General features: G+C 68.5%; 23 protein-coding genes, 1 tRNA gene and 1 pseudogene. 14 read left to right on the plus strand and 11 right to left on the minus strand.

The window, feature by feature from the left end; all coding sequences use genetic code 11:
* Positions 1 to 38: 38 nt before the first annotated feature.
* The 9 genes and pseudogenes from cheY (at position 39) to flaJ (ending at position 9,215) form a co-directional block, all read left to right on the plus strand.
* Complete coding sequence (cheY, locus tag DOS48_RS26990; protein WP_099256126.1) at positions 39 to 395, plus strand: chemotaxis protein CheY; 357 nt, start codon at positions 39 to 41, stop codon at positions 393 to 395.
* Positions 395 to 1,594, plus strand: a complete 1,200-nt coding sequence (locus DOS48_RS26995; RefSeq protein WP_127118670.1) for a chemotaxis protein CheC — start codon at positions 395 to 397, stop codon at positions 1,592 to 1,594. The genes cheY and DOS48_RS26995 overlap by 1 nt, the downstream gene beginning before the upstream one ends.
* On the plus strand, positions 1,591 to 2,109 hold the full coding sequence (locus tag DOS48_RS27000) for a chemotaxis protein CheD (RefSeq protein WP_127118671.1): 519 nt from the start codon (positions 1,591 to 1,593) through the stop codon (positions 2,107 to 2,109). Before DOS48_RS26995 ends, DOS48_RS27000 begins: the two co-directional genes overlap by 4 nt.
* A 115-nt stretch (positions 2,110 to 2,224) precedes the next feature.
* Positions 2,225 to 4,027, plus strand: a complete 1,803-nt coding sequence (locus DOS48_RS27005; RefSeq protein WP_127118672.1) for a FlaD/FlaE family flagellar protein — start codon at positions 2,225 to 2,227, stop codon at positions 4,025 to 4,027.
* Positions 4,017 to 4,490, plus strand: a complete 474-nt coding sequence (locus tag DOS48_RS27010; RefSeq protein WP_127118673.1) for a flagellin — start codon at positions 4,017 to 4,019, stop codon at positions 4,488 to 4,490. The genes DOS48_RS27005 and DOS48_RS27010 overlap by 11 nt, the downstream gene beginning before the upstream one ends.
* Positions 4,491 to 4,982 carry a flagellar protein G gene (locus DOS48_RS27015; RefSeq protein ID WP_127118674.1) on the plus strand — a complete coding sequence of 164 codons (492 nt, stop codon included), beginning with the start codon at positions 4,491 to 4,493 and terminating at the stop codon, positions 4,980 to 4,982. It abuts the gene before it with no gap.
* Position 4,983: 1 nt separating this feature from the next.
* Positions 4,984 to 5,732 (plus strand): annotated as a pseudogene (locus DOS48_RS27020) (ATPase domain-containing protein).
* A 71-nt stretch (positions 5,733 to 5,803) separates the two neighbouring features.
* A complete protein-coding gene (locus DOS48_RS27025) occupies positions 5,804 to 7,477 on the plus strand; it encodes a type II/IV secretion system ATPase subunit (protein WP_127118675.1) in 1,674 nt (557 codons plus the stop codon).
* 1 nt (position 7,478) lies between these two features.
* Complete coding sequence (gene flaJ / locus DOS48_RS27030) at positions 7,479 to 9,215, plus strand: archaellar assembly protein FlaJ (protein WP_127118676.1); 1,737 nt, start codon at positions 7,479 to 7,481, stop codon at positions 9,213 to 9,215.
* 447 nt (positions 9,216 to 9,662) lie between these two features.
* Here the strand turns inward: flaJ and DOS48_RS27035 are convergent, their stop codons facing one another.
* The gene (locus DOS48_RS27035; protein ID WP_127118678.1) at positions 9,663 to 10,601 is read right to left on the minus strand and encodes an NAD(P)-dependent oxidoreductase; all 939 of its coding nucleotides are present in this window, start codon (positions 10,599 to 10,601) and stop codon (positions 9,663 to 9,665) included.
* Positions 10,602 to 10,709: 108 nt separating this feature from the next.
* On the opposite strand from DOS48_RS27035, the gene htpX reads away from it, so the two are divergent.
* The gene (gene htpX, locus DOS48_RS27040) at positions 10,710 to 11,579 is read left to right on the plus strand and encodes a zinc metalloprotease HtpX (protein ID WP_127118679.1); all 870 of its coding nucleotides are present in this window, start codon (positions 10,710 to 10,712) and stop codon (positions 11,577 to 11,579) included.
* Between the two features lie 21 nt (positions 11,580 to 11,600).
* On the opposite strand, the gene DOS48_RS27045 is transcribed toward htpX, so the two are convergent.
* From DOS48_RS27045 to DOS48_RS27075, 7 genes are all read right to left on the minus strand, one after another.
* Positions 11,601 to 11,987 carry a CTP synthetase gene (locus DOS48_RS27045; protein ID WP_127118680.1) on the minus strand — a complete coding sequence of 129 codons (387 nt, stop codon included), beginning with the start codon at positions 11,985 to 11,987 and terminating at the stop codon, positions 11,601 to 11,603.
* Positions 11,987 to 12,904, minus strand: a complete 918-nt coding sequence (gene guaA, locus DOS48_RS27050; RefSeq protein ID WP_127118681.1) for a glutamine-hydrolyzing GMP synthase — start codon at positions 12,902 to 12,904, stop codon at positions 11,987 to 11,989. The genes DOS48_RS27045 and guaA overlap by 1 nt, the downstream gene beginning before the upstream one ends.
* Positions 12,905 to 14,560, minus strand: a complete 1,656-nt coding sequence (locus tag DOS48_RS27055; RefSeq protein ID WP_127118682.1) for a CTP synthase — start codon at positions 14,558 to 14,560, stop codon at positions 12,905 to 12,907.
* A gap of 341 nt (positions 14,561 to 14,901) precedes the next feature.
* Positions 14,902 to 14,985 (minus strand) — tRNA-Leu (locus DOS48_RS27060).
* A gap of 30 nt (positions 14,986 to 15,015) precedes the next feature.
* The gene (locus DOS48_RS27065) at positions 15,016 to 16,110 is read right to left on the minus strand and encodes a HAMP domain-containing sensor histidine kinase (RefSeq protein ID WP_127118683.1); all 1,095 of its coding nucleotides are present in this window, start codon (positions 16,108 to 16,110) and stop codon (positions 15,016 to 15,018) included.
* Between the two features lie 117 nt (positions 16,111 to 16,227).
* Positions 16,228 to 17,145 (minus strand): EamA family transporter, encoded by a 918-nt coding sequence (locus tag DOS48_RS27070; protein WP_127118684.1) that lies wholly within the window; start codon positions 17,143 to 17,145, stop codon positions 16,228 to 16,230.
* Between the two features lie 63 nt (positions 17,146 to 17,208).
* Complete coding sequence (locus DOS48_RS27075; RefSeq protein WP_127118685.1) at positions 17,209 to 17,544, minus strand: hypothetical protein; 336 nt, start codon at positions 17,542 to 17,544, stop codon at positions 17,209 to 17,211.
* A gap of 138 nt (positions 17,545 to 17,682) precedes the next feature.
* Between DOS48_RS27075 and DOS48_RS27080 the strand changes: the two genes are divergently transcribed.
* Entirely contained in the window at positions 17,683 to 18,210 is a 528-nt protein-coding gene (locus DOS48_RS27080; protein ID WP_127118686.1) for a DUF309 domain-containing protein, read from the plus strand.
* Between the two features lie 82 nt (positions 18,211 to 18,292).
* Positions 18,293 to 19,096 carry a succinylglutamate desuccinylase/aspartoacylase family protein gene (locus DOS48_RS27085; protein WP_127118687.1) on the plus strand — a complete coding sequence of 268 codons (804 nt, stop codon included), beginning with the start codon at positions 18,293 to 18,295 and terminating at the stop codon, positions 19,094 to 19,096.
* A 15-nt stretch (positions 19,097 to 19,111) separates the two neighbouring features.
* Here the strand turns inward: DOS48_RS27085 and DOS48_RS27090 are convergent, their stop codons facing one another.
* Positions 19,112 to 19,504, minus strand: a complete 393-nt coding sequence (locus tag DOS48_RS27090; protein ID WP_127118688.1) for a cupin domain-containing protein — start codon at positions 19,502 to 19,504, stop codon at positions 19,112 to 19,114.
* Between the two features lie 99 nt (positions 19,505 to 19,603).
* Between DOS48_RS27090 and DOS48_RS27095 the strand changes: the two genes are divergently transcribed.
* Complete coding sequence (locus DOS48_RS27095) at positions 19,604 to 20,788, plus strand: CBS domain-containing protein (protein WP_127118689.1); 1,185 nt, start codon at positions 19,604 to 19,606, stop codon at positions 20,786 to 20,788.
* A 95-nt stretch (positions 20,789 to 20,883) separates the two neighbouring features.
* Here DOS48_RS27095 and DOS48_RS27100 read toward each other — a convergent pair whose 3' ends face one another.
* Together DOS48_RS27100 and larE are read right to left on the minus strand one after the other, a co-directional pair.
* Complete coding sequence (locus DOS48_RS27100; RefSeq protein WP_127118690.1) at positions 20,884 to 21,087, minus strand: hypothetical protein; 204 nt, start codon at positions 21,085 to 21,087, stop codon at positions 20,884 to 20,886.
* Positions 21,088 to 21,195: 108 nt separating this feature from the next.
* On the minus strand, positions 21,196 to 22,140 hold the full coding sequence (gene larE, locus DOS48_RS27105) for an ATP-dependent sacrificial sulfur transferase LarE (RefSeq protein ID WP_127118691.1): 945 nt from the start codon (positions 22,138 to 22,140) through the stop codon (positions 21,196 to 21,198).
* Between the two features lie 112 nt (positions 22,141 to 22,252).
* Between larE and DOS48_RS27110 the strand changes: the two genes are divergently transcribed.
* Complete coding sequence (locus DOS48_RS27110) at positions 22,253 to 24,247, plus strand: helix-hairpin-helix domain-containing protein (RefSeq protein WP_127118692.1); 1,995 nt, start codon at positions 22,253 to 22,255, stop codon at positions 24,245 to 24,247.
* Positions 24,248 to 24,277 lie beyond the last annotated feature (30 nt).

Consider the following 24,277-nt stretch of genomic DNA (forward strand, 5'->3'; position numbering starts at 1 on the left):
AGTGATTAAGTGAACGCTGTCCCGCCTTTCAGGTAACTATGGCAACGCGCGTGCTTATTGCAGACGACTCAGAGTTCATGCGGAACCTGCTCCGTGAGATCCTCGAAGGGGAGTTCGAGATCGTCGGAGAGGCCGAAAACGGCGTGGAGGCGGTGAACATGTACGACGAACACGGCCCCGACCTCGTGATGATGGACATCGTGATGCCGATCCGAGACGGCATCGAGGCCACGACGGAGATCCTCGAAGAGAACCCGGAGGCGACGGTGATCATGTGTACCAGCGTCGGACAAGAAGAGAAGATGAAGGCGGCCATCAAGGCCGGTGCTGAGGGGTACATCACCAAGCCGTTCCAGAAGCCGAACGTGCTCGACGCCATCGGATCGGCGGTATAATGCGGGTCGACGTCCGGGCGCTCGGCGCCTGTAATCGGCTGGCCGAGCGAGGGGCCGCGCAGGCCGCCGGCGCGCTCACCGACCTGACGGGGACGGACCTCTCGGTGGAGGTCACGGGCGCCAGCGTCGCGAGCGGCGAGGACCTCGCCGAGGCGTTCGCCGGCCGGGAGTCGATCGGCGTGAGCATCGGCCTCCGCGGCGGGCTGGAAGGCGAGGCAGTCCTCGCGTTCGACGCCGCCAACGTCGAGGCGCTGCTCTCGCTGCTTCCGGGCGGGGCGTCGATGGGGCGGAGCGCGGTGACGGAGGTCGGCAACATCGCGCTGGGCGGCTTCCTCGACGGGTGGGCGAACTACCTCGGGAAGGGGATCGACATGACGCCGCCGCGCTACTTTGAGGCCGATGGCGCCGCCGTCCTCCCGGACGGGGCGCTCGCTGGCGACGGCGTGTTCCTCTTCGAGAGCCGGCTCGACGCGACGACGACGGATCTCGACTTCTCCATTTATATGCTCCCGGACTCCGGGCAGTTCCGCGACCTCGTCGTGGGCAAGACCGCACCGGCCGCGGCGCCGGGCGCAGACGGGGGCGCGAGGAAGAGCGGCGCGGACAGCACGGCGGTCCCGTACGAGTCGCTGTCGACGTTCGCGTCGCTGGCGAAGCGCGGGTCCGCGAACGCCGCGGACAACATCGCGATGATGACCGGCCTCGAGACGACCGTCGACGTGAGTCGGCTCCGGTTCGTGCCCCTCGCGGACGTGCCGGCCGAGGTGGGCGTCGAGCCGTACGCGGGGACCGTCTTCGAACTCCAAGGGGAGCCGAGCGGCTACCTGGCGATCCTGTTCGAAGAGGAGTCAGCGGCGAAGATCGCAGCTTCGATGCTGCCGACCGAGCCGGACGAGCCGCTCGGCGGGATGGCGGAGAACGCGCTCTGTGAGCTCGGCAACGTGATGACGAGCGGGTTCATCGACGGGTGGGCGAACGTGCTAGGCACGTCGATCAGCCACTCGCCCCCGGAGTTCGTCCACGACATCGGGTCGGCGACGATCAGCCCGCTGGTCGCCAAGCTGAGCCAGCGGCAGGACTACGGGTTCGTCATCGACGCCGCGATCCAGACGGAAGGCGTCGAGACCCGGTGTGACGTGTACGCGCTCCCTGACGAGCGCGAGTTAGCGAGGGCCCTCGACCGCCTCTCGGAGTCGTGACCCATCGTCCGTCGTCCCGCGGAGGAGCGCTCGGCGGCGACCTCGACGGGGGTCGGATCAAGGTTGGCGTCAGCGATCTGGCGGTCGCGACCGACGGCGAGACGCTGACGACGAGCGGGCTCGGCTCCTGCGTCGCCGTCGCGCTCGCCGACCAGACGACGGGCGTCCGCGGACTGGTCCACGCAATGTTGCCGACCAGCGCCGAGACGGACACCGGCATCGAACGGCCGGGGAAGTACGTCGACACCGGCATCGAGACGCTCATCGCCGAACTCGAGACGGCGGGCGCGGACCCCGGCCGGCTCGAAGCGCGCGTCGCCGGGGGCGCGGAGATGCTCGACATCACGGACGCGATCGGGCCGCGAAACGTCGAGCGCACCGAGGAGTACCTCGAAGCGGCGGGGATCCCGGTCGTCGAGCGAGCCGTCGGAGACGGCGTGGGCCGAACCGTCCGGTTCCGGGCGGACGGTCGCTTGGTCGTGCGGGCGGCGGACGGGTTCGAACGCGTTCTGTGAGACCGGACGCGGGGCGGAGCGACGCGCCGTCGCCGCCGACGCACCACGGGTTACCTTCTCACGACTGATATTTTGAGGGGTGAATTGAAGTGTGTTCTGCGGGTCGTACACGATAATGGGCCTCGAACTACCGGTGTGGGGAGCTCCAACGGCCGCATGGATAGTCGCCACACTGGGGCTCGTCGGTGCGAGCGTCCTCGACAGGTTCCTCGACGATGGCGACTCCGACGACGACTCCGGAGGCATGGACGGCGACGACGACCCATTCGGCGGTGGGATGGGAGGCGGCGGCGGTGGCGGTGGGATGGGAGGCGGCGGCGGCGGTGGCGACGGCTTCGACGACTTCGACGGAATGGACGAGTGGGACGACGAGTTCGACGACGGCGGTGGCGGCGGCGGGTCCGACACCGACGAGTTAGAGAAGCGACTCGACGACTTAGAAAACGAGGTCGCGTCGCTCTCGTCGACGGTCTCGACGGTCCGGTCGGAAAACGAGGAGATCTCGGCCGCCGTCGACGACATCGAGGAGGACGTGCGGAACTTACTCGACATCTACGAGATGGTCACCCGCGGAATCAACCCGTTCGTCGACGACTCCAGCGGTTTCGACGGGGTCGACGGCGGCGGCGAGGGGTCGTTCGGCCTCTTCGACGACGAGGAGGGCGACGCGGACGCGGACGACGACCTCGACGAAGACGTCGCGAACGCGGACGCAGACGGGTTCTTCGACGACGACCTGCTCGACGACGACTTCGAGGACGACGACGAGTTCGGCGAGCTGGACGAGGAACCGGGCGACGACCACACGGACGACGGCGACCCCGCCGACGCCGCGTCCGAAACCGCGGCGGCGGACGACGGAGACGACATGAACGACGATGGAAAGAGCTTCAGCGAGCTGAAAGAGGAGTACGACGCCGGGGAGGCCGACTGGGCCGACGAAGACGGCGCCGAAACGGAGGCGACCCAAGACGAGGACCCGTTCGACGACGGAGACGACTCGTTCGACGAGGACCTCGGCGGCGAATCGGACCCGTTCGACGACGAGCCGGCCGACGCCGGCGACTCGTTCGACGACGAGATGGGGTTCGACGACGAACCGGTCGACGAGCCGGCGGCGAACGGCCACGAGCCGGAGCCGGAGCCGGAGCCGGAACCCGAGCCCGACCGCTCGCGCGGCCAGCAGCCCGGCGGCGACCCGGCAGAGGCGAACGCCGGCGGCTTCGAGTACGTCCGCGAAGACGACCTGTCGGGCACGCGGGGGAAGCCGTACCTCACGGAGCTGCCCGGCGACTACGTCGGGGACCTCCTCGTGATGGAGTGGCTGGAGTTCCTCGTCTCCGAGAGTGACGTCACCGACGCGGTGCGCGCCATCAACTACTACGAGCGCATCGAGTGGGTCGGCGCCGACGCGGCCGCGCGGCTCCGGGACTTCCTCTCCGGGTTCGGCACGATCGACCGCAACCTCGTCGACCGGCCGGGGACCGACCACCTGGTCCGCGAACACCACACGCGCAGCCTCCGATACGTGACCCAGCTGAACGGGACGAGCGGCCACCTCCTGCTCCTCGACCGGTGGGACGACCTCGCCGGGGGGTCGCTGGTCGGCGGCGGCCCGCCGCCGGTCAACGCTGGCGGCCGCGGCAGACACGGTGGACGCGACCGCCGCCAGGCTGACCGCCGCGGCGGTCACGCCCCGCGCGAAGAGCGGAACGACCGCGACGGGCGGCGCCCGGGCGAGAACGGGCACGGCGAGACAGAGCGACGGGACGGGCGCGGGGAACGGCGGGACGGCCGCGCGGACGCCGGCGCCGAAGGCCGCGAGCGCAACGGCGGCTCCTCACGACCGATGAACGACCCGAACCCGCGTTCCGACCGCGCCGACCCGGCCGACGGAGGGTGGGGCGATGGGCGTTAGCGTTTCGGCGTCGACGGCCATCATCGTCGCGGGGATGTTCTTCGCGTTTACGACGTTTTACCCCGTCGCGGCGAACAGTTTCGACCGCGTCGGCGACGCGCAACACAGCATGGGCGAGCGCGCGCTCGAACGCCAGAACACGGCGTTCGCGGTTTCGAACGCGACGTACGACACGACGAATGATGTGCTCACCGTCACCGCCACCAACGACGGCTCGCTGGGGCTCGTCGCGGACGACGCGACGCTCGTCGTGGGCAACGAGTACGTCGACGTGGGCGGTTCGAACGCCATCACGACCGTCGACGGCAACGGCGACACCGCGCTGTGGCTCGGCGGGGAGACCCTCGAGGTGACGGTCGCCCAGGGCGACACGGCGACGACCATCGGGGACGGCACGCGTGTCGTCCTCGTCGTCGAGTCCGGCGTTCGCGACGCGGCGACGGTGACGGAGGTGACCACGTAAATGGCCAGCGTCCCGATCTCACACCTGATCCTGTTCATCGCGAGTCTCGTGATAGCCGCCGGCGTTGTCGGCACGATAACCACGGGCGTCGACCGCGTGAGCGCCGCCGTCGACGACGCCGGGTTGGACGCGACCGAGCAGCTCCGGACCGACGTGACGATCATCTCCGACGCGAGCGCGGGGGTGTACAACGCGAGCGAGGAGAACGTGACGCTCCTGATCAAAAACACCGGCACCTACCGGCTCGCGCCCGACGGCTCGGATCTCGACATCGTCTTCGACGGCCGGTACGTCCGGCCGAGCGCGACCACCGGCGAACTCGTCTCCGTGGACGACGGCGCGGCGTGGAGCCGCGGCGACGTGTTGCGGCTCACGATCGACGTGACCGCCCTCGACGGGACGAGCGGCGGGCTCGAAAACGGCGATCACCGCGTGTACGTCACCGCCAACGGCGACGAGGAGCTGTTCCAGTTCCGCGTGGAGGGCGCCTGAGATGCCACACGACAACCTCCTCTCGCTCGGGTTGGGCGAGCGCGACCGGCTGAACAAAGAGCTCGGCGGGGGATCCCCCGCGGGAGCATCGTGCTCATGGAAGGCGACTACGGGGCCGGGAAAAGCGCCATCTCCCAGCGGTTCGCCTACGGGCTGGTCGAGGAGGGCGCGTCGGTGACGATGATGTCGACCGAGCTCACCGTCCGCGGGTTCATCGACCAGATGCACTCGCTCGAGTACGACATCGTGAAGCCGCTGTTAAAAGAGAAGCTGCTCTTCCTCCACGCCGACTTCGACTCGGGCGGGGCCTTCTCCGACACCGACGGGGAGCGCAAGGAGCTTCTCAAACGGCTGATGAACGCGGAGGCGATGTGGAACTCCGACGTCGTCTTCCTCGACACCTTCGACGCCATCTTCCGGAACGACCCGACGTTCGAGGCGCTGGTCCGGAAAAACGAGGAGCGACAGGCCGCCCTCGAGATCATCTCGTTTTTCCGCGAGATCATCTCGCAGGGGAAGGTCGTGGTGTTGACCGTCGACCCCTCGGCGGTCGACGACGACGCCATCGGGCCGTTCCGCTCCATCGCGGACGTCTTCCTCGAACTGGAGATGATCGAGGTCGGCAACGACATCCGCCGCCAGGTCAACGTGAAGCGGTTCGCGGGGATGGGCGAGCAGGTCGGCGACACGATCGGGTTCTCGGTCCGTTCCGGAACCGGAATTGTCATCGAGAGCCGTAGCGTAGCCTAACCCATGAGCCGACGTACAGTCGTCCCGACGGTCGGGACGCGACCGATCCGACAGGAGGGACGGCCAGACAGATGACCGAACACGGAACCGCCAAACCGTCGGACGAACTCCGCAAGGCGGCGATGCGCCGGCCGCACCTCCGGGAACACCTGCGGGAGTTCAAACAGATCACCGGGGAGTTCCCGCTCTTCATCGAAGAGCCGAAAGGCGAGTACGAGTCGAACCGGCCGAACGTCATCTACCCGGTCGGCGGGCCGATTTACAGCCACATCTACGGCGACCTCGGCCAGGACACCAAGTACTACGCCATCGAACCGGAGGTGTCGGGCCCGCAGGCGGAGATCCTCAACGAGGTCAAAAACCGGCTGCTCAGGGTGAGCGGCCAACACAGCGCGCCCGACAGCGAGGCGGAGTACGACGACCTCATCGAGGAGCTGTTAGAGGAGGTCACCCACATCGACGGGCAAAACCAGGGGTTCCGCGGCAACGTCTCGAAGCTGCTCAACATGGGGAAGCTGTCGGTCACCGAGGAGACCTACGAGAACATCCGCTACCGGCTCAATCGGGACATCGTCGGGCTCGGTCCCTTAGAGCCGGTGATGCGTGACCCGGCCAACGAGGACATTCACGTCATCGGCCCCAAGGAGTGCCACGTCGATCACGGCACCTACGGCATGCTGGAGACGACCGTCGACTTCGGGACGCCGAAGGAGTTCGACAACTGGCTGCGCAACATGGGCGAGCGGATCGGCGACCCCCTCTCCGACTCCGACCCCATCGTCGACTCCACGCTGCCCGACGGGTCGCGTATCAACATCATCTACTCCGACGACGTGTCGCTGAAGGGCTCCTCGCTCACGATCCGGCAGGGCGAGGAGGTGCCGCTGTCGATCAACCAGATCACCAACTGGGGGACGCTCTCACCGGAGTTGGCGGCGTACCTCTGGCTCTGTCTGGAGAACGAACAGACGGTGTTCGTCGTCGGGGAGACGGCGTCAGGGAAGACGACGACGCTGAACGCCATCCTGTCGTACATCCCGGACGACTCGAAGATATACACCGCGGAGGACACCGCGGAGGTCATCCCGCCCCACAGCACCTGGCAGCAGCTGTTGACCCGCGAGGGCGGCGGCGAGGGCTCCTCGGACGTCGACATGTTCGACCTCGTCGCCGCCGCGCTTCGGTCGCGTCCCGACTACATCATCGTGGGTGAGGTTCGTGGCGCCGAGGGGCGCATGGCGTTCCAGGCGGCCCAGACGGGGCACCCGGTCATGCTGACGTTCCACGCGTCCGACATCGTCTCGATGATCCAGCGGTTCACCTCCGAGCCGATCAACGTCCCGGAGACGTTCATGGACAACGCCGACGTGGCACTGTTCCAGAACCGGGTGAAACAGGGCGATAACGTGTTGCGTCGGGTGACGAGCGTCCAGGAGATCGAGGGGTACTCGAAGGAGATGGAGGGGGTCGTCACCCGCGAGGTGTTCAGCTGGGACCCCGTCGAAGACGAGATCGTCTTCCAGGGGATGAACAACTCCTACGTGTTGGAAGAACAGATCGCGACGCTGTTGGGATACGCGGACACCCGCGACATCTACGACGACCTCAAGTTCCGCGCGGAGCTGATCGAACGGATGATCCAGGAGGGCATCCTGGGCTACCACGAGGTCAACGACGCGATCAACTCCTTCCAGCGCGACGGCGTCGAGGGACTGCCCTTCGATATGCACCGGAACGTCAGATAGCATGGCGGTAAAGGAGGTCGGGAACGGGCTGGCGACCGCGGCCGAATTGACTTCGGAGATCCTCGCGTCCTACGAGAAGCTCGACATCTCGAAGACGAAGTACATCGGGCTCGTGTTGATCCCGTCGGTCCTGATCTTCGCCGCGAGCGTCGTCGGCCTGTTCGTCCTTCCGCTGCCGTTCGCGGCGCGGGTTCCCGTCCCGATGTTCGGCGGGCTCGTGTTGGTCTCTGCGGTCATCTACCCGAAGATCTATCTCTCCAGTTTAGAGACCAAGATCGACAACCAGCTGCACCTGGTCATGACGCACATGACGGTGTTGTCGACGACGAACATCGACCGCATGGAGGTGTTCCGGACGCTGGCGAAAGAAGAGGAGTACGGCGTCGCCGCCGAAGAGATCGGGCGCGTCGTCCACCTCGTCGACACCTGGAACCAGAGCCTCGACGACGCGTGTCGCCGGCGCGCCGAGGAGGTCCCCTCCGACGCCATGGCCGACTTCTTCGACCGGCTCGGCTACACGATGGGGGCGGGACAGTCCTTAGAGGAGTTCCTCGTCTCCGAACAGGACGTCATGCTGGCCAAGTACGAGACGCTGTACGAGTCCTCGCTGTCGAACCTGGAGGTCATGAAGGACCTGTACATGTCGATGATCCTCTCGATGACGTTCGCGCTGGTGTTCGCCATCGTCCTCCCGATCTTGACGGGGAACGACCCGACCGCGACGGTGGCGGCCGTCATCGTCCTCTTCGTGTTCGTCCAGCTCGGGTTCTACGCGATGATACGGGCGACCTCGCCGTACGACCCGATCTGGTTTCACCCGGACGAGCGCGCTCCGGGCGACCTGAAACTGTGGGCGTCGCTCGGGATCGGCGGCGGGCTCTCGTTTCTCATCATCGGGATCACGGCCGCCGGCATGTTCGGGTACGGACCGGGGCTGCCGGGGCTCCTGTTTTTCATCGACGACGTGCGGCTGCCCCTGTACCTCGCGGTCCCGATCTCGCCGCTTTTCATCACGGGGGTGGTCCTCCGCAACGCAGAGCAGGCCATCACCTCCCGCGACAACGAGTTCCCCTCGTTTATCCGTGCGCTCGGCGCGACGGAGAGCGCGAAGCAGTCGACGACGACCGACGTGTTGACCACCCTGCGGGACAAGAACTTCGGCGCCCTCTCGCCGTCGATAGAGCGGCTCTACCGGCGGCTCAACATGCGAATCAGCACCGAGGGGGCGTGGGAGCAGTTCACGTACGACACGCGGTCGTACCTCATCCAGAAGTTCTCCGAGATGTACCTCGTGGGGCGGCAGATGGGCGGCGACCCCAAGATGCTCGGCGAGCTGATCTCGAAGAACATGAACGCCGTCAACCAGCTCCGCGAACAGCGCCGCCAGGCGGCGATGACCTTCGTGGGGCTCCTCTACGGGATCACGGCGGCGGCGACGTTCGCCTTCTTCATCGGGCTGGAGATCGTCGCCATCCTCGCGGAGCTGACCGCCGACTTCCAACTCGACGAGATGGATATCGGACAGATCGTCTACCCCGGCGCGTACGACATCCCGCTCATCGAGTACCTCCTTCTGACGGTGGTGCTTTTCAACGCCGCGCTCTCCTCGCAGATGATCCGGCGGATCGACGGCGGTAACCCCGCGAACGGGTACATTCACTTCGTGCTGTTGACGTGGCTGGGCGCGGCGACGGCCGTCGCGACGCGGACGCTCGTCAACGCCATCCTGTCGATTTGAGCGTCGGGTCGAGATGTCGATCAGTTATACCTGATCGAGTTCGGAGCGGCGGGGGTGGCGCCGAAGCCCCAGCCGCTCGTTTATAAATCGTTGCTGGCAGATCGACCCTGAACACCGCCAAAGCCCCAGCCGCTCGTTTATAAATCGTTGTTGGCGGATCGACCCTGAACACCGCCAAAGCCCCAGCCGCGACGACTCGCGCACCTCGCTGCGGTCCGCAGTCGCTCACTACGTTCGCTCCTTGCGGTCCTTACGTCGGTGTGCTTCGTCCTCGCGGCTGCCCCTTTGAGTCCCGCCCGCCCCGCACAGCACCGCACCTCACGCCTCCCCAGCCTCGCGGCTCCCTCCGGTCGCCGCGTCCCTCGCGCGCGCTGTTCGCGCCCTTCGGGCCGCTCACAGGCGCGCGCCACCGCACTGTGATATATAATATAAATCGTCCCTCGCGGGCTACCGATCGAACAGCGTCGGCTCGGAATCGTCCTCTTCGGCCGCCTCGCGCCACGAACGGGCGGGCGCCCAGTCGAACAGCCGCTCGGCTTTTCGCGTCGCGTAGGCGCTCCGGTCGTCGCCGTCCGCTATCGCCGCCTCATCGACCGCGCAGTCGTCCGGTATCAGGCCGTACGATTCGCGCAACAGGTCGAGGAGCGGCCGTCCGAGCGCGTTGTCGGCGGCGACGCAGTTGACGGCCTCGTGGGTACCCGGAGCCACCGCCGGGGCAGTCCCCGTCGTGCCCGCGAGCGCGGCCGCGACGAGGTCCGCCACGTCGCGAGCGTCGACGTACGACCAGAAGTTGCCGGCGCCCGCGTCGAGGTCGCCGACGTAGTCGTCGCTCCGGCAGGCGTACGCGCCGGGATACTGGATCCACGACGGCCGGATCGACACCGCCGGGACGCCCTCGCGCCGGGCGACGGCCCCCGCCGCGGCCTCCGCCGTCACCTTCGAGAGCCCGTACGGGTCTTCGGGTTCGAGGGGGTGGGCTTCCGTGATCGGCAGTTCGTCGGGGAACGGCGTCGGATCGGCGAAGAAGAAGCCGTACGCGCCGTCGCTGGAGGCTTGGACGATCCGGGCATCAGCGCGTCCGGCGGCGTCGAGGACGTTCTTCGCGGCGTGGACGTTCGTCTCGAACACGCGACCGTCGGGGTGGGTGCCGGCGACGGGAATCGCCGCCCAGTGAACGACCGCGTCGGGGTCGACCGCGTGGACGACGTCAAGCGCCTCTCCGCGGTCGGCGAGGTCGGCCGCGCGGAACGAGACGTGTGGGGCCGGGTCGGCGTCCGGGCCGGGGTGGTCGTAGTCGACGACGACGACCTCGTAGTCGCCCGCGAGCCGGTCGACGACCCAGCGCCCGGAGGCGCCGCGACCGCCGGTGACGAGGACAGTCTCCATGGGTGCGCGTGGCCGGGGCGAGTGAAAAGCGCTGCCGTCGCCGTCGGGCGACTCCGGGGCGTTCGGGGGTCCGGCAGGCTTTAACGCGCCGAGGAGTAATTTACGGGTATGGAATGGAAGACCGACTGGGGACTGCGTGGACGGATGGCGTTCACGATGTTCCTCCTCTTCGCCCTCTACGTCGTGTTCGTCGGCGTGCTGACCGTGTACTTCGGCGACTTCCTCTTCCCGCTGATCATGCTCGGCGGGTTCTCGATCGCCCAGTACTTCTTCAGCGATAAACTTGCCCTGCGAAGCATGGGCGCCCGCGAGGTGAGCCCCGAAGAGCACCCCGACCTCCACCGCCGGATCGAGCGGCTGAGCCAGCAGGCCGACCTGCCGAAACCGACCGTCGCCGTCGCGGACACGCAGGTGCCGAACGCGTTCGCGACCGGCCGGAACAAGAAGAACGCGACCGTCGCCGTCACCACCGGTCTGCTTCGGGCGCTGGACGACGACGAGCTCGACGGCGTGCTCGCCCACGAGCTCGCCCACGTCAAGAACCGCGACGTGATGGTGATGACCATCGCCTCGTTCCTCTCGACTATCGCCTTCTTCATCGTTCGGTGGGGCTGGCTGTTCAGCGGCGACAACCGTCAGGGCGCGCCAGTCATCGTCGCGATCGTCGTGTCGATACTCGTCTGGATCGTCTCGTTCCTGCTGATCCGGGCGCTCTCGCGGTACCGCGAGTACTCCGCCGACCGCGGGGCGGCGCTCATCACGGGGAAACCCGGCGCGCTCGCGTCCGCGCTCATGACGATCGACGGGCGGATGGATCGGGTCCCGAAAGAGGATCTGCGCGAGGAAGCCGAGATGAACGCGTTCTTCATCATCCCGGTCAAGGCGGGCTTCGTCGGGCGAATCGCCTCGACGCACCCCTCGACGCAAAAGCGGATCGACCGGCTCCAAGAGCTCGAACGCGAGATGGAGACCGCCTAAAAACTCGTCCCGTCGACGCCGCTATTCCGTCCGCTCGGCGTCGTCAGCAACCAACTCTTCTGCGACCGTCTCGGGCCCCATCAGCGCCGGGTCGATAGCGAGGTCGGCGACGCCGGCGACGAACTCCGGCAGCGACCGGTCCGCGTACGTCACCGCGAGAACGTCCGGGTTCGCCTCCTTCGCGACCGGAATCCCGGTCGCCTCGTCGACGTCCGTGAGGACGAGGTACGTCGCCTCGTCGATCCCCGACTCGGAGAGCGTGTCGGCGGTGACGAGCCCCTCGATTCGGCGTATCTCGACGCCGAGCGCGGCGAGTTCCTCGCCGAGGCCGTGTTCGTCCGGTCCCGCGACGAGCGCGAGCCGCTCCTCAGTATGACCGCCGTCGGCGCGAGCAGAGCAGTCCGCCATCACTCGTACTCGATCGTCGCGGGCGGTTTGTGAGTCACGTCGTAGACGACGCGGGCGACGTTCTCGTTCTCGCCGGTGATCCGGCTCTGGATGCGCTGGAGCGTGCTCCAGTCGAGCTCCTGCGCTCTGGCGGTCATCCCGTCCCGGCTCTCGACCGAGCGGACAGCGACGACCCAGCCGTGGACGCGGTTGTCGCCTTTGACCCCGGTCGCCTTTCCGAGAACCGCGGCGAACGCCTGCCACGGGTCGTACTCCTCCAGTTCCTCCTCGACGACGTGCGTCGCCTCGCGGGCGACATCGGCCTTCTCGGGGGTCACCTCGCCGACGATGCGGACGGCGAGACCGGGACCGGGGAACGGCATCCGCTCGGAGATGATCTCCTCCAAGCCGAGCGCGCGAGCGACCTCGCGAACTTCGTCTTTATATAGGTCGCGGACGGGTTCGACGATCCCCTCGAAGTCGACCACGTCGGGGAGTCCGCCGACGTTGTGATGTGATTTGATGTTCCCCTCGGACTCGATGCGGTCGGGGTAGATCGTCCCCTGCACGAGGAAGTCGGCGCCGACGTCGCGCGCGACCGTCTCGAACTCGTCGATGAACCCCTCGCCGATGACGTGGCGCTTCTCCTCGGGGTCGGTGACGCCCGCGAGCCGGTCGAAGAAACGGTTCTGTGCTTCGATGACTCGCAGCGACTCCATGAAGTCGAACGTGTCGCGGATCTCTTCGGTCTCCCCTTTCCGCATCAGTCCCGTGTCCACGTAGACCGGAGTGAGCTGGTCGCCGACCGCCTCGTACGCGAGCGTCGCCGCGACCGAGGAGTCGACCCCGCCGGATAAGGCGATGACGGCGTTCGCGTCGCCGATCGCCTCCTGTATCTCCGCTTTCGCCTCCGCGATGAATTCGTCCGTCTCGACCATCTATAGCCTCACATCTGCGTTCCGCTCGGTTGTGTCCGTCGATCCCAGCGCCGCCTCCACGAGGGCGACGAACGGCGGACTCGCGCGATCCGGCCGCGACCGGAACTCGGGGTGTGCCTGCGTCCCGAAGAAGAACGGGTGGCTCTCGCGTTCGAGGATCTCCATCCGGTTGTCGGCCTTCCCGGAGAAGGTCAGCCCGTCCGCCTCCAAGTCGTCGATGTACTCGGGGTTCACCTCGTAGCGGTGGCGGTGGCGCTCGGTGCAGGCGTCGGCGTCGTACACCCGCGCCGCGAGCGTGTCGGGTTTGATGTCCGTCTCGTGGGCGCCGAGCCGCATCGTCCCGCCCATATCTTCCGTCTCGTACTGGTCGGGGAGCAGGTCGATGACCGGGTAGGGGGTGTCGGGGTCGATCTCGGCGGAGTGGGCGCCCTCCAGTCCCAAGACGTTGCGCGCGTGTTCGACGACGGCCATCTGGAAGCCTAAGCAGAGCCCGAGGAAGGGCACGTCGTTCTCGCGGGCGTACCGGATCGCCTCGATCTTCCCGTCGGTGCCGCGGGAGCCGAACCCGCCGGGAACGACGACGGCGTCCGCGCCGGCGAGGCGCTCCTCGTGTTCGGCGCGGGTCTCGTCGGCGTCGACCCACAGCACGTTCACTTCGGTCTCGGTCTGGATCCCGGCGTGTTTCAGCGCCTCGTGGATGGACATGTAGGCGTCTTCGAGGGCGTACTTGCCCACGAGCGCCACGTCGATTTCGCGATCGCGGTCGCGGGTGACCAGTTCGCGCCACTCCGTCGAGCGCTCGGCCTTCGGGAGCGCCTCGTCGGCGAGCCCGAGCCGCTCCATCACGTACTCGTCGAGTCCTTCGTCTTCGACCATCAGCGGGACGTGGTAGATATCCTCCACGTCGGGGTTCGAGAAGACGGCGTCCGTGGGCACGTCACAGAACAGGGCAATCTTCTCTTTCGTCTCGGGGTCGAGCCGGTCTTCAGAGCGGCCGACTAAGATGTCCGGCTGGAGCCCGATCGACCGCAGCTCCTTCACCGAGTGCTGGGTGGGCTTCGTCTTCTGCTCGCCGTTCTTCGAGTAGGGGACCAGGGTGACGTGGGTAAAGAGGATATCCTCGTCGTCCTCCTCGTGGGCGAACTGGCGGAGCGCTTCGAGGAACGGCATCGACTCGATGTCGCCGACCGTCCCGCCGATTTCGATGAGACAGACGTCGCTGCCCTCGGCGGCCTCCCGGATGCGCCGCTTGATGTCGTCGGTGATGTGCGGGATGATCTGGACGGTTTTCCCGAGGTAGTCGCCGGCGCGCTCGCGCTCGATGACGTGCTGGTAGGTCTTCCCCGTGGTGACGTTGTGGTCGAACGTCATGTCGGTGCCGAGGAAGCGCTCGTAGTTGCCCAAATCGAGGTCGACCTCGCCGCCGTCTTTGAGGACGTACACCTCGCCGTGTTCGTACGGGTTCATCGTCCCGGCGTCGACGTTGAGATAGGGGTCTACTTTTACGGCGGTGACGTCGAAGCCCGCGTTCGCGAGGAGGCGACCGGTGCTGGCGGCGGTGATACCCTTGCCCAGCCCGGACATCACCCCGCCCGTGACGAACACGAACTTCCGACCCAGCGAGGGGTCGTACCCGGTGTCGGGATCCGTTGGCATATCGACCGTCCGTCAGGGGCCTCCAAAACCGTTTCGGACCCGCCGTTTCAGTGGACGTTCGTGACGTTTTGACGGGGAACGGGGAGGTGGGATCGGTGGGCGGAGCATGAATGCAGTACCCGTGGTCCGTACCTGTTCGGCTGGACGATACCGCGTATCAATAGCCGCTGCTCGGGGGTTCGAGGAATTTTGCGAGGGAAGAGCGCTCCGAGAGCGTCTTCCGCATCACGGGGGTGGACCCCGGCGATGCGAGGGGAGGGATTTGAACCACGGTCGCGCCAGAGGCGCTCCCTGATTCGAATCCTCCTCTCGTGTGCATTCGCGCGTTGTGGACGCGCTCATGCGAGGGGAGGGATTTGAACCCACGGACCTCTACAGGAGCGGAGCTTGAATCCGCCGCCGTTTCCGGGCTTGGCTACCCTCGCACGCGGACAGGAGTTCGACACCCCGCGACTTTACGTCGTCGATTCCGCACCGACCAACGTCGCCCGGAACCCCCCTGCGTCGGACTCGTCGACCACGAGTTCCCAGCCGTGAGCGGCCGCGACCCGGTCGACGATGGCGAGCCCGATCCCCGTTCCGCCGTCCTTCGAGACGCCGAACTCGGTGATTTCGTCCAGGTCGGCGGCGGCGATTCCCGGCCCGTCGTCGGCGACGTACAGTCCGCGGTCGTCGACGCCGACCCGGATCGTCGGCGCGTCGCCCGCGTGGTCGAACGCATTTTTCAGCAGATTTCCGACCGCCCGCCGGAGCAGGGCGCGGTCCGCGGTGACCGGTCCGGCGTCCTCGACGACGAGCGTCGCGTCCGCGGGCGGCGTCCCGGCGTCGCCCGACTCCCAACAGCTCGTCGCGAGCGCGGCGAGGTCGACCGGTTCGAGGGTGACGTCGATCGCAGAGGGGTCGCGGACCAGCACGAGCGCCTCGTCTATCAGCGCCTCCATGCGTTCGAGCGCCTCGTCCGCGGGGTCGAGTCGGTCCACGTCTCCGGTGTCGCGGGTCAGCTCCACGTACCCGCGGGCGACGGAGAGCGGGTTCTTCAGGTCGTGCGAGAGGAACGCGGCGAGGCGTTCCAGCCGCTCGTTGAGCCGCGACAGCTCGCGTTCGCGCTCGACGCGGTCCGTCACGTCGCGGATCACGCCGATGACGCCGCAGATCTCGCCGGGTGCGGCGTCGTTCCCGTCGTCGGCTCCCTTCTCGTTGCCGTCTCTCACCCCGTCGGCGGTCAACGGCGTGAGCCGCGTCTCGCTCGTGATCGTCGATCCGTCGGCGAGCCGCGTCGTCAACTGGACGCGCTCGTCGTCGGATTCGCCGGCGAGGACGCGCTCTGTGGCGGCGCGAAATCGGTCGCCCGCCGCCTCGTCCCAATGCCCCTCGGCGACGATCCGCTCCGGGTGTTTGCCGTGGAGGACCGCCTCGTCGAACCCCGTCACCTCCCGGAGCCGGTCGTTGACGAACACGCGGTTCCGGTCCGTATCGAGGACGTACGCACCGTCGCCGAGGGCAGCGACGATCGACTCGGCGTATGTCGGGACGGCGTCGTCACGGGCCATACGTCACCTTCGACCCCTATCGCGACGTGTTTTGCGGGTCAGATCGGGATGGGGACGGACAGCCGGCGACGATCCGCCGACGATCCGACGGCGATCCGACGGCGATTCGCTCCGATCTTATAAAGCGATCATCGTCACGCCGACGACCGCGAGGAGGGCGGCGACGAGCCGGATCCGGAAGTAGCGCTCGCCGAGGATGATCCCGCCGAGGACGACGGCGACGATGGCCTGCGTGTTGATCACGGGCGAGGCGACGCTCGCCGGCAGCGCCGCGAACGCGACCGTCGTCAGGTACTCGCCGAGCGCGACCAACCCGCCCGCGGCGAGGAACTTCGGGAGGTCGCCGCGCGTCACGCTCGCCGGGTTCCGAACGGCGGCGGGCAGCAGGATGAGGCCGGCGCCCGCGAGCAGCAGGGGCACCCACAGGGTGCCGGGGATCGCGAGCTCCTGGAGCGCCACCCGCTTGCCGAGGTCGCCGACGGCGTAACAGGCCGCGCTCAACAGCGCGAGCTGGGCGGGCCGAGAGCGGACGGCGCCGTACAGCGGCGCGAGCAGGCTCCCCGGCTCGTAGTTCGCGACGTACACGGCGGCGGTGGCGACGACGACGCCCGCGACCTGTATCGGCGCGAGCACCTCGCCGAGCAGCAGGACCTCGAGCGGGAGCACGAACATCGGGATCACCTTGTTGATCGGCGTCACGTACGAGACGTCACCCCCCTCGATCGCTTTGAGGAACAGCACGAACGCGGCCGCGGTCGCCGACGCGGTCAGGGCGACGACGCCGACGGCGGCGGGGTCGACGGTCGCCACCGCTTGTAAGACTCCGGCGGCGACGCCGGCGAGTCCGGAACCGGACCCGGCGGGAGCGAAATCGATCGTCGCGGCGGTGACGGGGAGGAACCACGCGAGCGCGGCGGCGTTGAGGAGCACCGTCAGCCCGGCCGGCGGGTAGCCGGAGAACGAGCGCTTCAGCACGAAGATGTAGGTCCCCCAGACGAGCGCAGCGCCGATCGCGGCAGGGAGGCCGGCGTCCATCGAGCGATTCGATGCCCGGCGGGGGAAAGAAGGGTTCGGTTCCGGCGACCGACGCGTCGGCGGTTACGCGGCTGCGGCGTCTGCGTCCGGCTCGTCGGCGTCGTCTGCGGCCGCCGCCTCGGCCGCCGCGTTCTCGCTGGCGACCTCCATCGCGTAGCCGGCGATCCCGGCCGCGGCCGCGCCGATTCCGAGCGCGCGAAGCTGTCGGCGGTACGCCGGTTTCGCTTCGAGCGCCTCCGCGTTCTCGAAGTTTTTGCTCAGCAGTTTCCGCGTGAGGCGCACGCTGAGCCCCGGCAGGAGCGCGGTGAGGAGCCCCTGTCCGATCGCGAGGAGCGCGCCGGCCTTGCGTTTCGACCCGTCGTCGACGTTGCGACAGGGCATCTCGTCGCTGTCGAACATACCGGTAATTCGCGCCCGAGACTCATGAACGCTGTGCGGATTCCATGCGCGTGCGATCGGCGAGGGGAGCGTCGGCGGGGACCGCCCGGTCGACGCCGGCACGAAAGTGTTAGCACCGTCGCCGACAGTTACTGGCGCATGGACGATCACACCCGCGATCCCGGCGTCGCCCCGCCGCTCGGGAACCCGACCGGGTGGCACGCGGCCGACGACGCGTCGGCGCCAGACGACGCGCGGCTCGCCGGCGGGTACTGGGAACACGCCACGCTTCGGCGGGCGACGGAACACGGCGTTCGGCTGTTCAACGCCGGCGAGTACCACGAGTCGCACGACTGCTTCGAAGACGAGTGGTACAACTACGGCAGCGGCACCCCGGAGAGCGCGTTCCTGCACGGGATGGTGCAGGTCGCGGCGGGCGCGTACAAACACGTCGACTTCGGGAACGACGACGGGATGCGGTCGCTCTTCGAGACCGCGCTGGCGTACCTCCGCGGGCTCCCCGACGACTTCTACGGGGTCGACCTCGAGGAGGTTCGCGAGACGCTCCGAGCCGCCTGCGATGGCCCGGCCGCGATCGACGGGTGGAAGATTTCCATCGACGGCGCTCGCCCGGAGGCGTACCCGGCGGATTACGAGTACGCGGAGCGGATCGACGAAGGTCACTGACTCGCGGCGGCGGAGTCGAGTCCGGAGCGCGCCCGCGCCGGCGATCCGATCACGACTTATCAGCGCGGCCCCTGTCGGTCGTATGGACGTATACGACCTGGGCAGCGGGGAGCCGGAGGTCGCGGTCGTCGGCGGGATCCACGGCGACGAGCCCTGCGGCGCGCGTGCGGTCCGACGCCTGCTCGATGCCGACCCCGACGTCGAGCGCCCGGTGCGGCTGATCGTGGCCAACGAGGCGGCGCTCGACGCCGGCGTTCGCTACCTCGACGCCGACCTCAACCGGGCGTTCCCCGGCGACCCGGACGCGGCGGCCCACGAGGAGCGGCTCGCCGCCGACCTGCTCGACGCGCTCGCCGGCTGTTCGACGCTGGCGATTCACTCGACGCAGTCGTACGCCGAGCCGTTCGCCGTCGTCGATTCCATGGACGAGGTCGCCCGCGCGGTCGCCCCGCACCTCCCGGTCGACACCGTGATCCAGACCGACGCGTTCACCGAGGGCCGGCTCATCGAACACCCGCACACCCTCGAAGTGGAGGCCGGCCTGCAGGGCTCCGACGGCGCCGCTGACAACGCGTACTGGCTCTCGCGGGCGTTTCTGGCCGCGACCGGCGTCCTCCCGGCGCCGGGCGCGGAGGGCGTCGTCGACGCCGGGGGACGCGAGGCGGTCGAGGTGTTCCGGCTCCGCGACCGGATCCCCAAACCGGATGCGGAGGCGTACGAGGTGTTCGCCCGCAACTTCGAGCGCGTCGAGGCCGGCGAGGCCTTCGCCGCCGCCGGCGACGAACAGCTCCGCGCGGACGAGCCGTTCTACCCCGTCCTGCTCTCGCCGTACGGCTACCGCGACCAGTTCGGCTACGTCGCTGACCGGGTCGGCACCATCGAGTGACGCCGGGCGAGCCGGCTACTCGACGAGTTCGATGTCGTCGTCGCCGTTCGGCACCGCACAGATGAACGCGCCGGCCTCGTCGCCCTCGTTCCGGTACCAGTGTTCGACGCCGGCGGGGATGAGGAGCGCGTCGCCGGGCTCGACGACGTGTTCCGTCTCGCCGATGCCGACGACGTACTCGCCGGCGAGGACGTACTGCTCGTGTTCGACCGCGTTCGTGTGTCGCGGGACCTCGGCGCCGGCCGCGAGTTCGAAGCGGCGCATCGCGAAGTTCGGGGCGCCGTCGGACTCGTCGAGCAGGACGCCCTTCGTGAGCCCGGCAGCGGCCTCGACCGCCGCGTAGTCGACGTCGTCGCCGCGTCTCACGACGGGCGTCGGGGCCGCCGCGTCGTCGGTGGTGTCGCGCATACCGGCCGATCGGCCGTCGGGGACTTATAAACGCCGGCGGCGAGTCGGCCCGTCGTCTCCCCCCGGATGTTTAACCGGCCACCCGTCTAACTCGCGGCTATGCGTGGAATCAAGGTCGGGACGGCGCTGGGAATCCCGATCAGGCTCAACTGGACGTTTCTGATCGTACTGCCGCTTTTCGCCTATCTCATCGGCTCGCAGGTCGGCATGATCGCCGGGGTGATGAACGACGCGTTCGGCGCCGGCATCGACCCCGCCGCGGTCGGCGCGGGTATCACCCCGTGGACGCTCGGGTTGGCGGCCGCCCTCGGGCTGTTCGGCGGCGTCCTCCTCCACGAGTTCGGCCACTCGATCGTCGCCATGCGGTACGGCTACGAGATCGAATCGATCACGCTGTGGCTGCTCGGCGGGATCGCGAGCTTCGCCGAGTTCCCCGAAGACTGGAAACACGAGTTCTGGATCGCGATCGCCGGCCCGCTCGTCAGCGTCGGGGTCGGCGCCGTCTGTTACGTGGTGTTCCAACTCGCGCCGAGCGGCGCGAACGCCGTGCTGTTCGTCTTCGGCTACCTGGCGCTGTTAAACGTCGTCCTCGCGGTGTTCAACATGCTGCCCGCGTTCCCGATGGACGGCGGGCGCGTCCTCCGAGCGATCCTCGCGCGGAACCAGCCGCACGCGCAGGCGACCCAGCGCGCCGCGGCGGTCGGGAAGGTGTTCGCCTTCTTCATGGGGCTTCTCGGCGTGTTCACGTTCCAACTGCTGTTGATCGTGTTGGCCTTCTTCGTGTACATCGCCGCCTCGGGCGAGGCCCAGCAGACGACGCTGAGAGCGGCCTTCGAGGACGTGACCGTCGCCGACGTGATGACTCCTCGGGAGGAACTCCACACCGTCACCGAAGACACCTCGGTGGCGACGCTGATGAACCGGATGTTCGAGGAGCGTCACACCGGCTATCCCGTGATCCACGGCGACAGCCTCGTCGGGATGGTGACGCTGGCCGACGCCCGCTCGATCAGAGAGGTCGAGCGCGACGCCTACCAGGTGAGCGACGTGATGGAGACGCAGTTGGTCGGCGTCGGCCCCGAGACCGACGCGATGACCGCGCTACAGACGATGCAGGAACACGGCGTCGGGCGGCTCCCGGTGGTCGACCGGCAGGAGCAGCTGGTCGGGCTCATCTCGCGGTCGGACCTGATGACCGCGTTCAACATCATCCAGACGGGCGGCACGCCGAGTATCATCACCGGCCGGCGACAGCAGTCCGACGGCGGCCCCGGCGTGTTCTGACCGGCAGTGAGTAATCACTGAATCGGCATTACGTAGTCACTAAATTGGCATTACGTAGTCACTGGACCGGGCGTCGGTGACCCGCCGTGACCGCCTCACTCGCCGTCGGCGTTCGCGAAGAACTCCACGTCGCCGGCGATGATCGCGCTTCCGATCACCGCCACGCCGACGAGGGTGGCGACGACGAGCGTCGTCAGCGTCACGCCGAACGCGTCGCCACCGATGGAGACGCCGACGAACGCGCCGACAGACCCGCCCACGCCGCCAGCGATGACCGCAAGCGTCTGCGCCTCGCTCATAGGTGTCGATTTCCCAACAGCGGTGATAAGCGTTCGCGTCAGGTTCTCTCCGGTGATAACGGGGGCTGACGGGCGCGGCGCGAGGGGCGCCCGGCGACCGCGGCCGGCTCAGCGCGGGTACTGGCGGCCGAGGTCGGGAGCGGAGTCGTCGGACCCGGCGTGGGCGTCGTCGCCCTCGGCCTCCGCGGCGCCCTCGGCCTCGCTCTCGCCGTCCGGGCTCACGCTGCCGGTGCGGTAGCCGGCCATGTCGAGGGTCACGTAGTCGAACCCCACGTCGGTGAGGTGTTCGTGGACCGCGTCGGCGAAGGCCGGGTCGAGCGCGCGCTCCAGTTCGTCGGGGGCGATCTCGACGCGGGCGAGCCCGTCGTGGTCGCGGACGCGGAACCCCTCGAACCCCCACTCGCGGAGCACGCGCTCGGCCTTCTCGACGCGCGTCAGCCGCGCCTTCGTCACCTCCAGTCCGGTCGGGATTCGGGAGGAGAGACACGCCATCGACGGTTTATCCGCGACCGACAGCCCGTACGCGTCGGCGACGGCCCGCACGTCGTCTTTGGTGAGTCCCGCCTCCAAGAGCGGCGAGACCACGTCCAGTTCCTCGACCGCGCGGAGGCCGGGGCGGTGGCCCTCGCCCGGATCGTCGGCGTTCGTCCCGTCACAGACCGTCTCGATGCCCAGCTCCGCGGCCGTCTCGTACATCCGACCGAGCCGCATCGTGCGGCAGTGGTAACAGCGTTCGCCGTCGTTGGCGACGAAGTTCGGGTCGTCGAGCTCGGAGAAGGTGACCACCTCGTGGGAGATCCCGATCTCGTCGGCGACCCGCTTCGCGTCGTCGAGCTCCGCGGCCGGCAGCGTCTCGCTCCGGGCCGTACAGGCGACCGCGTCGTCGCCGAGCACGTCGGACGCGAGCGCCGCGACGACCGCGGAGTCCACGCCGCCCGAGAACGCCACGAGGACGGCGTCGCGCTCGGCGAGCGCGTCGCGGGCGGTCGCCGCTTTCGCCGCCGTCTCCGGAGCGAGGTCGCTGTCGGCGGCGGCGAGGGGGTGCTGACTCATGCCACCGGGTTCGTGGGCGGCGCGAAAAAGCGCGTCGGCCGCGGCCGTTCGGGATCTCGGGGCGCCTTCGACCCCCTATCCTTTTGCGCGTAGCCGCGATACCCGCGAGTGAATGGAGTTAGAGGCGATCCCCGGCGTCGGCGCGAAGACGGCCGCGTCGCTCCGCGAGCTCGACGACCCGGTGGCGACCGTCGAATCCGGCGACGTGGCAGCGATCGCTCGCGCGCCGGGCGTGAACGAGGCGCGGGCCGCCCGCATCGCCCGCGGCGCGATCCGGCGGCGACACGGCGACGACGGGCGGGTGTTGGCGACCGATCGCGCCCGCGAGGTGTACCGCTCGGCGATCGATCTCCTGCGCGAGCGCACCGTCACCGACTACGCCGCGAAGCGGCTGGAGACGTTCTACCCGAGTGCGGCGGCCTCGCGGATCGAGGAGGCGCAGGCGTTCGTCGAGTCGGCGGTCGAGCGCGAGCCCGCTCCCGCGGTCCGGGAGGCGCTCGCCGGGGTCGAACCCCTCGTCGACCCGAAGACAGTCCGGGTCCGCGACCGCTGTCTCGCGACGGCCGACGCCGAGACGCTCGCCCGCGCGGAGTCCGCGGTGCCGGAGCTGTCGGTCGAGACCGTCGACGATGCCCGCGACGTCTCCGAGCTGGCGCGGTCGTACGCGACCGTGATCGTCTTAGACGAGTCGTTCGCCGGGCTCGACGTGGACGGCGACGTGCACGTCCGGCCGGACGCACTTGAGAACCCGGCCGAGACCGTCCCCGAGCGCCTGCTCGCCTTTTTCGCCGCGAACCGCGAGCGGCTGGCGGCGGCGGCGGCGGTCCACGAGGCGGCGGACCTCGCTCCGGCCGCCGACCTCGACGCGCTCCGAGGCGCGCTCGACCGGCTCGACGACGACGGGACGATCGTCGGCGACGCGGAACTCGAACGGCTGACGGCCGCCGTCGACGACTTAGACGCCGCGGTGTCGACCGCGGAGTCCGTCGCCGACGACCGGCTGCGCGACGCGATCCGCGAGCGCGACGTGACCATCGAGGGGACCGACTTCCTCTCCCTCGTCGAGCAGGGCGCGCGGGTCGACTCGCTGCTCGACCGGGAGCTCGCGGACGAGTACGACGCCGCAATCGAGCGCGCCCGCGAACACCTAGTCGACGCGCTCCGGCTCGAACCGGACGAAGCGGAGCTGGCCGCGCGGGTCTTCGGCGACGACCCCTCGTTCCCGGTCGAACACGACGAGACCGCGGTGTCGCGGCTCCGCACGGAGCTTTCGGCGGCGCGCGACCGGCGGGCCGCCCGCCTGAAAGCGGAGCTCGCGACCGACCTCGGCGCGCTCAGAGAGCCGGTCGAGGAGTTGGTGCGGGACGCCCTCGAACTCGACGTGGAGCTCGCCGTCGCGCGGTTCGCCCGCGACTTCGACTGCGTGCTGCCCGACGTGGTCGGGCCGGACGCGGCGGGGGCGGAAGGCGGCGGGTTTCGGATCGAGGGCGGGCGCTCCCCGCTCCTCGACGTCGACTTCAGCGAGGCCGAACCGATCGACTACGGGGTGTCGGGCGCGACGCTCCTCTCCGGCGTTAACTCCGGCGGGAAGACCTCGACGCTCGATCTGGTCGCGCTCGTGGTCGTCTTAGCGCAGATGGGGATGCCCGTTCCCGCGAAGTCGGCGACCGTCGAGCGGTTCGAAGAGGTCCACTACTACGCGAAATCGCAGGGCACCCTCGACGCGGGCGCGTTCGAGGCGACGCTCCGGGACTTCGGCGACCTCGTCGAGGGCGCGGACGGGCGGCTCGTGTTGGTCGACGAACTCGAATCGATCACGGAGCCGGGCGCCTCGGCGAAGATCATCGCGGGGATCCTCGAAGCGCTCGACGAACAGGACGCCACCGCCGTCTTCGTCTCGCACCTCGCGCGGGAGATCCGCGACGCCGCCGACTTCGCGGTCGCCGTCGACGGCATCGAGGCGGCCGGGCTCGTCGACGGCGAACTCGAGGTGAACCGCTCGCCGCGAAAGGGGCACCTCGCGCGGTCGACGCCGGAGCTCATCGTCGAGAAACTCGCCGGCGACCGCGACAGCGACTTCTACGAGGCGCTGTTAGAGAAGTTCTGAGGCGGAGGGCGTCCGGGTGAGCCGAAAACC

Source organism: Halorubrum sp. PV6 (assembly GCF_003990725.2).
Lineage (GTDB): Archaea > Halobacteriota > Halobacteria > Halobacteriales > Haloferacaceae > Halorubrum.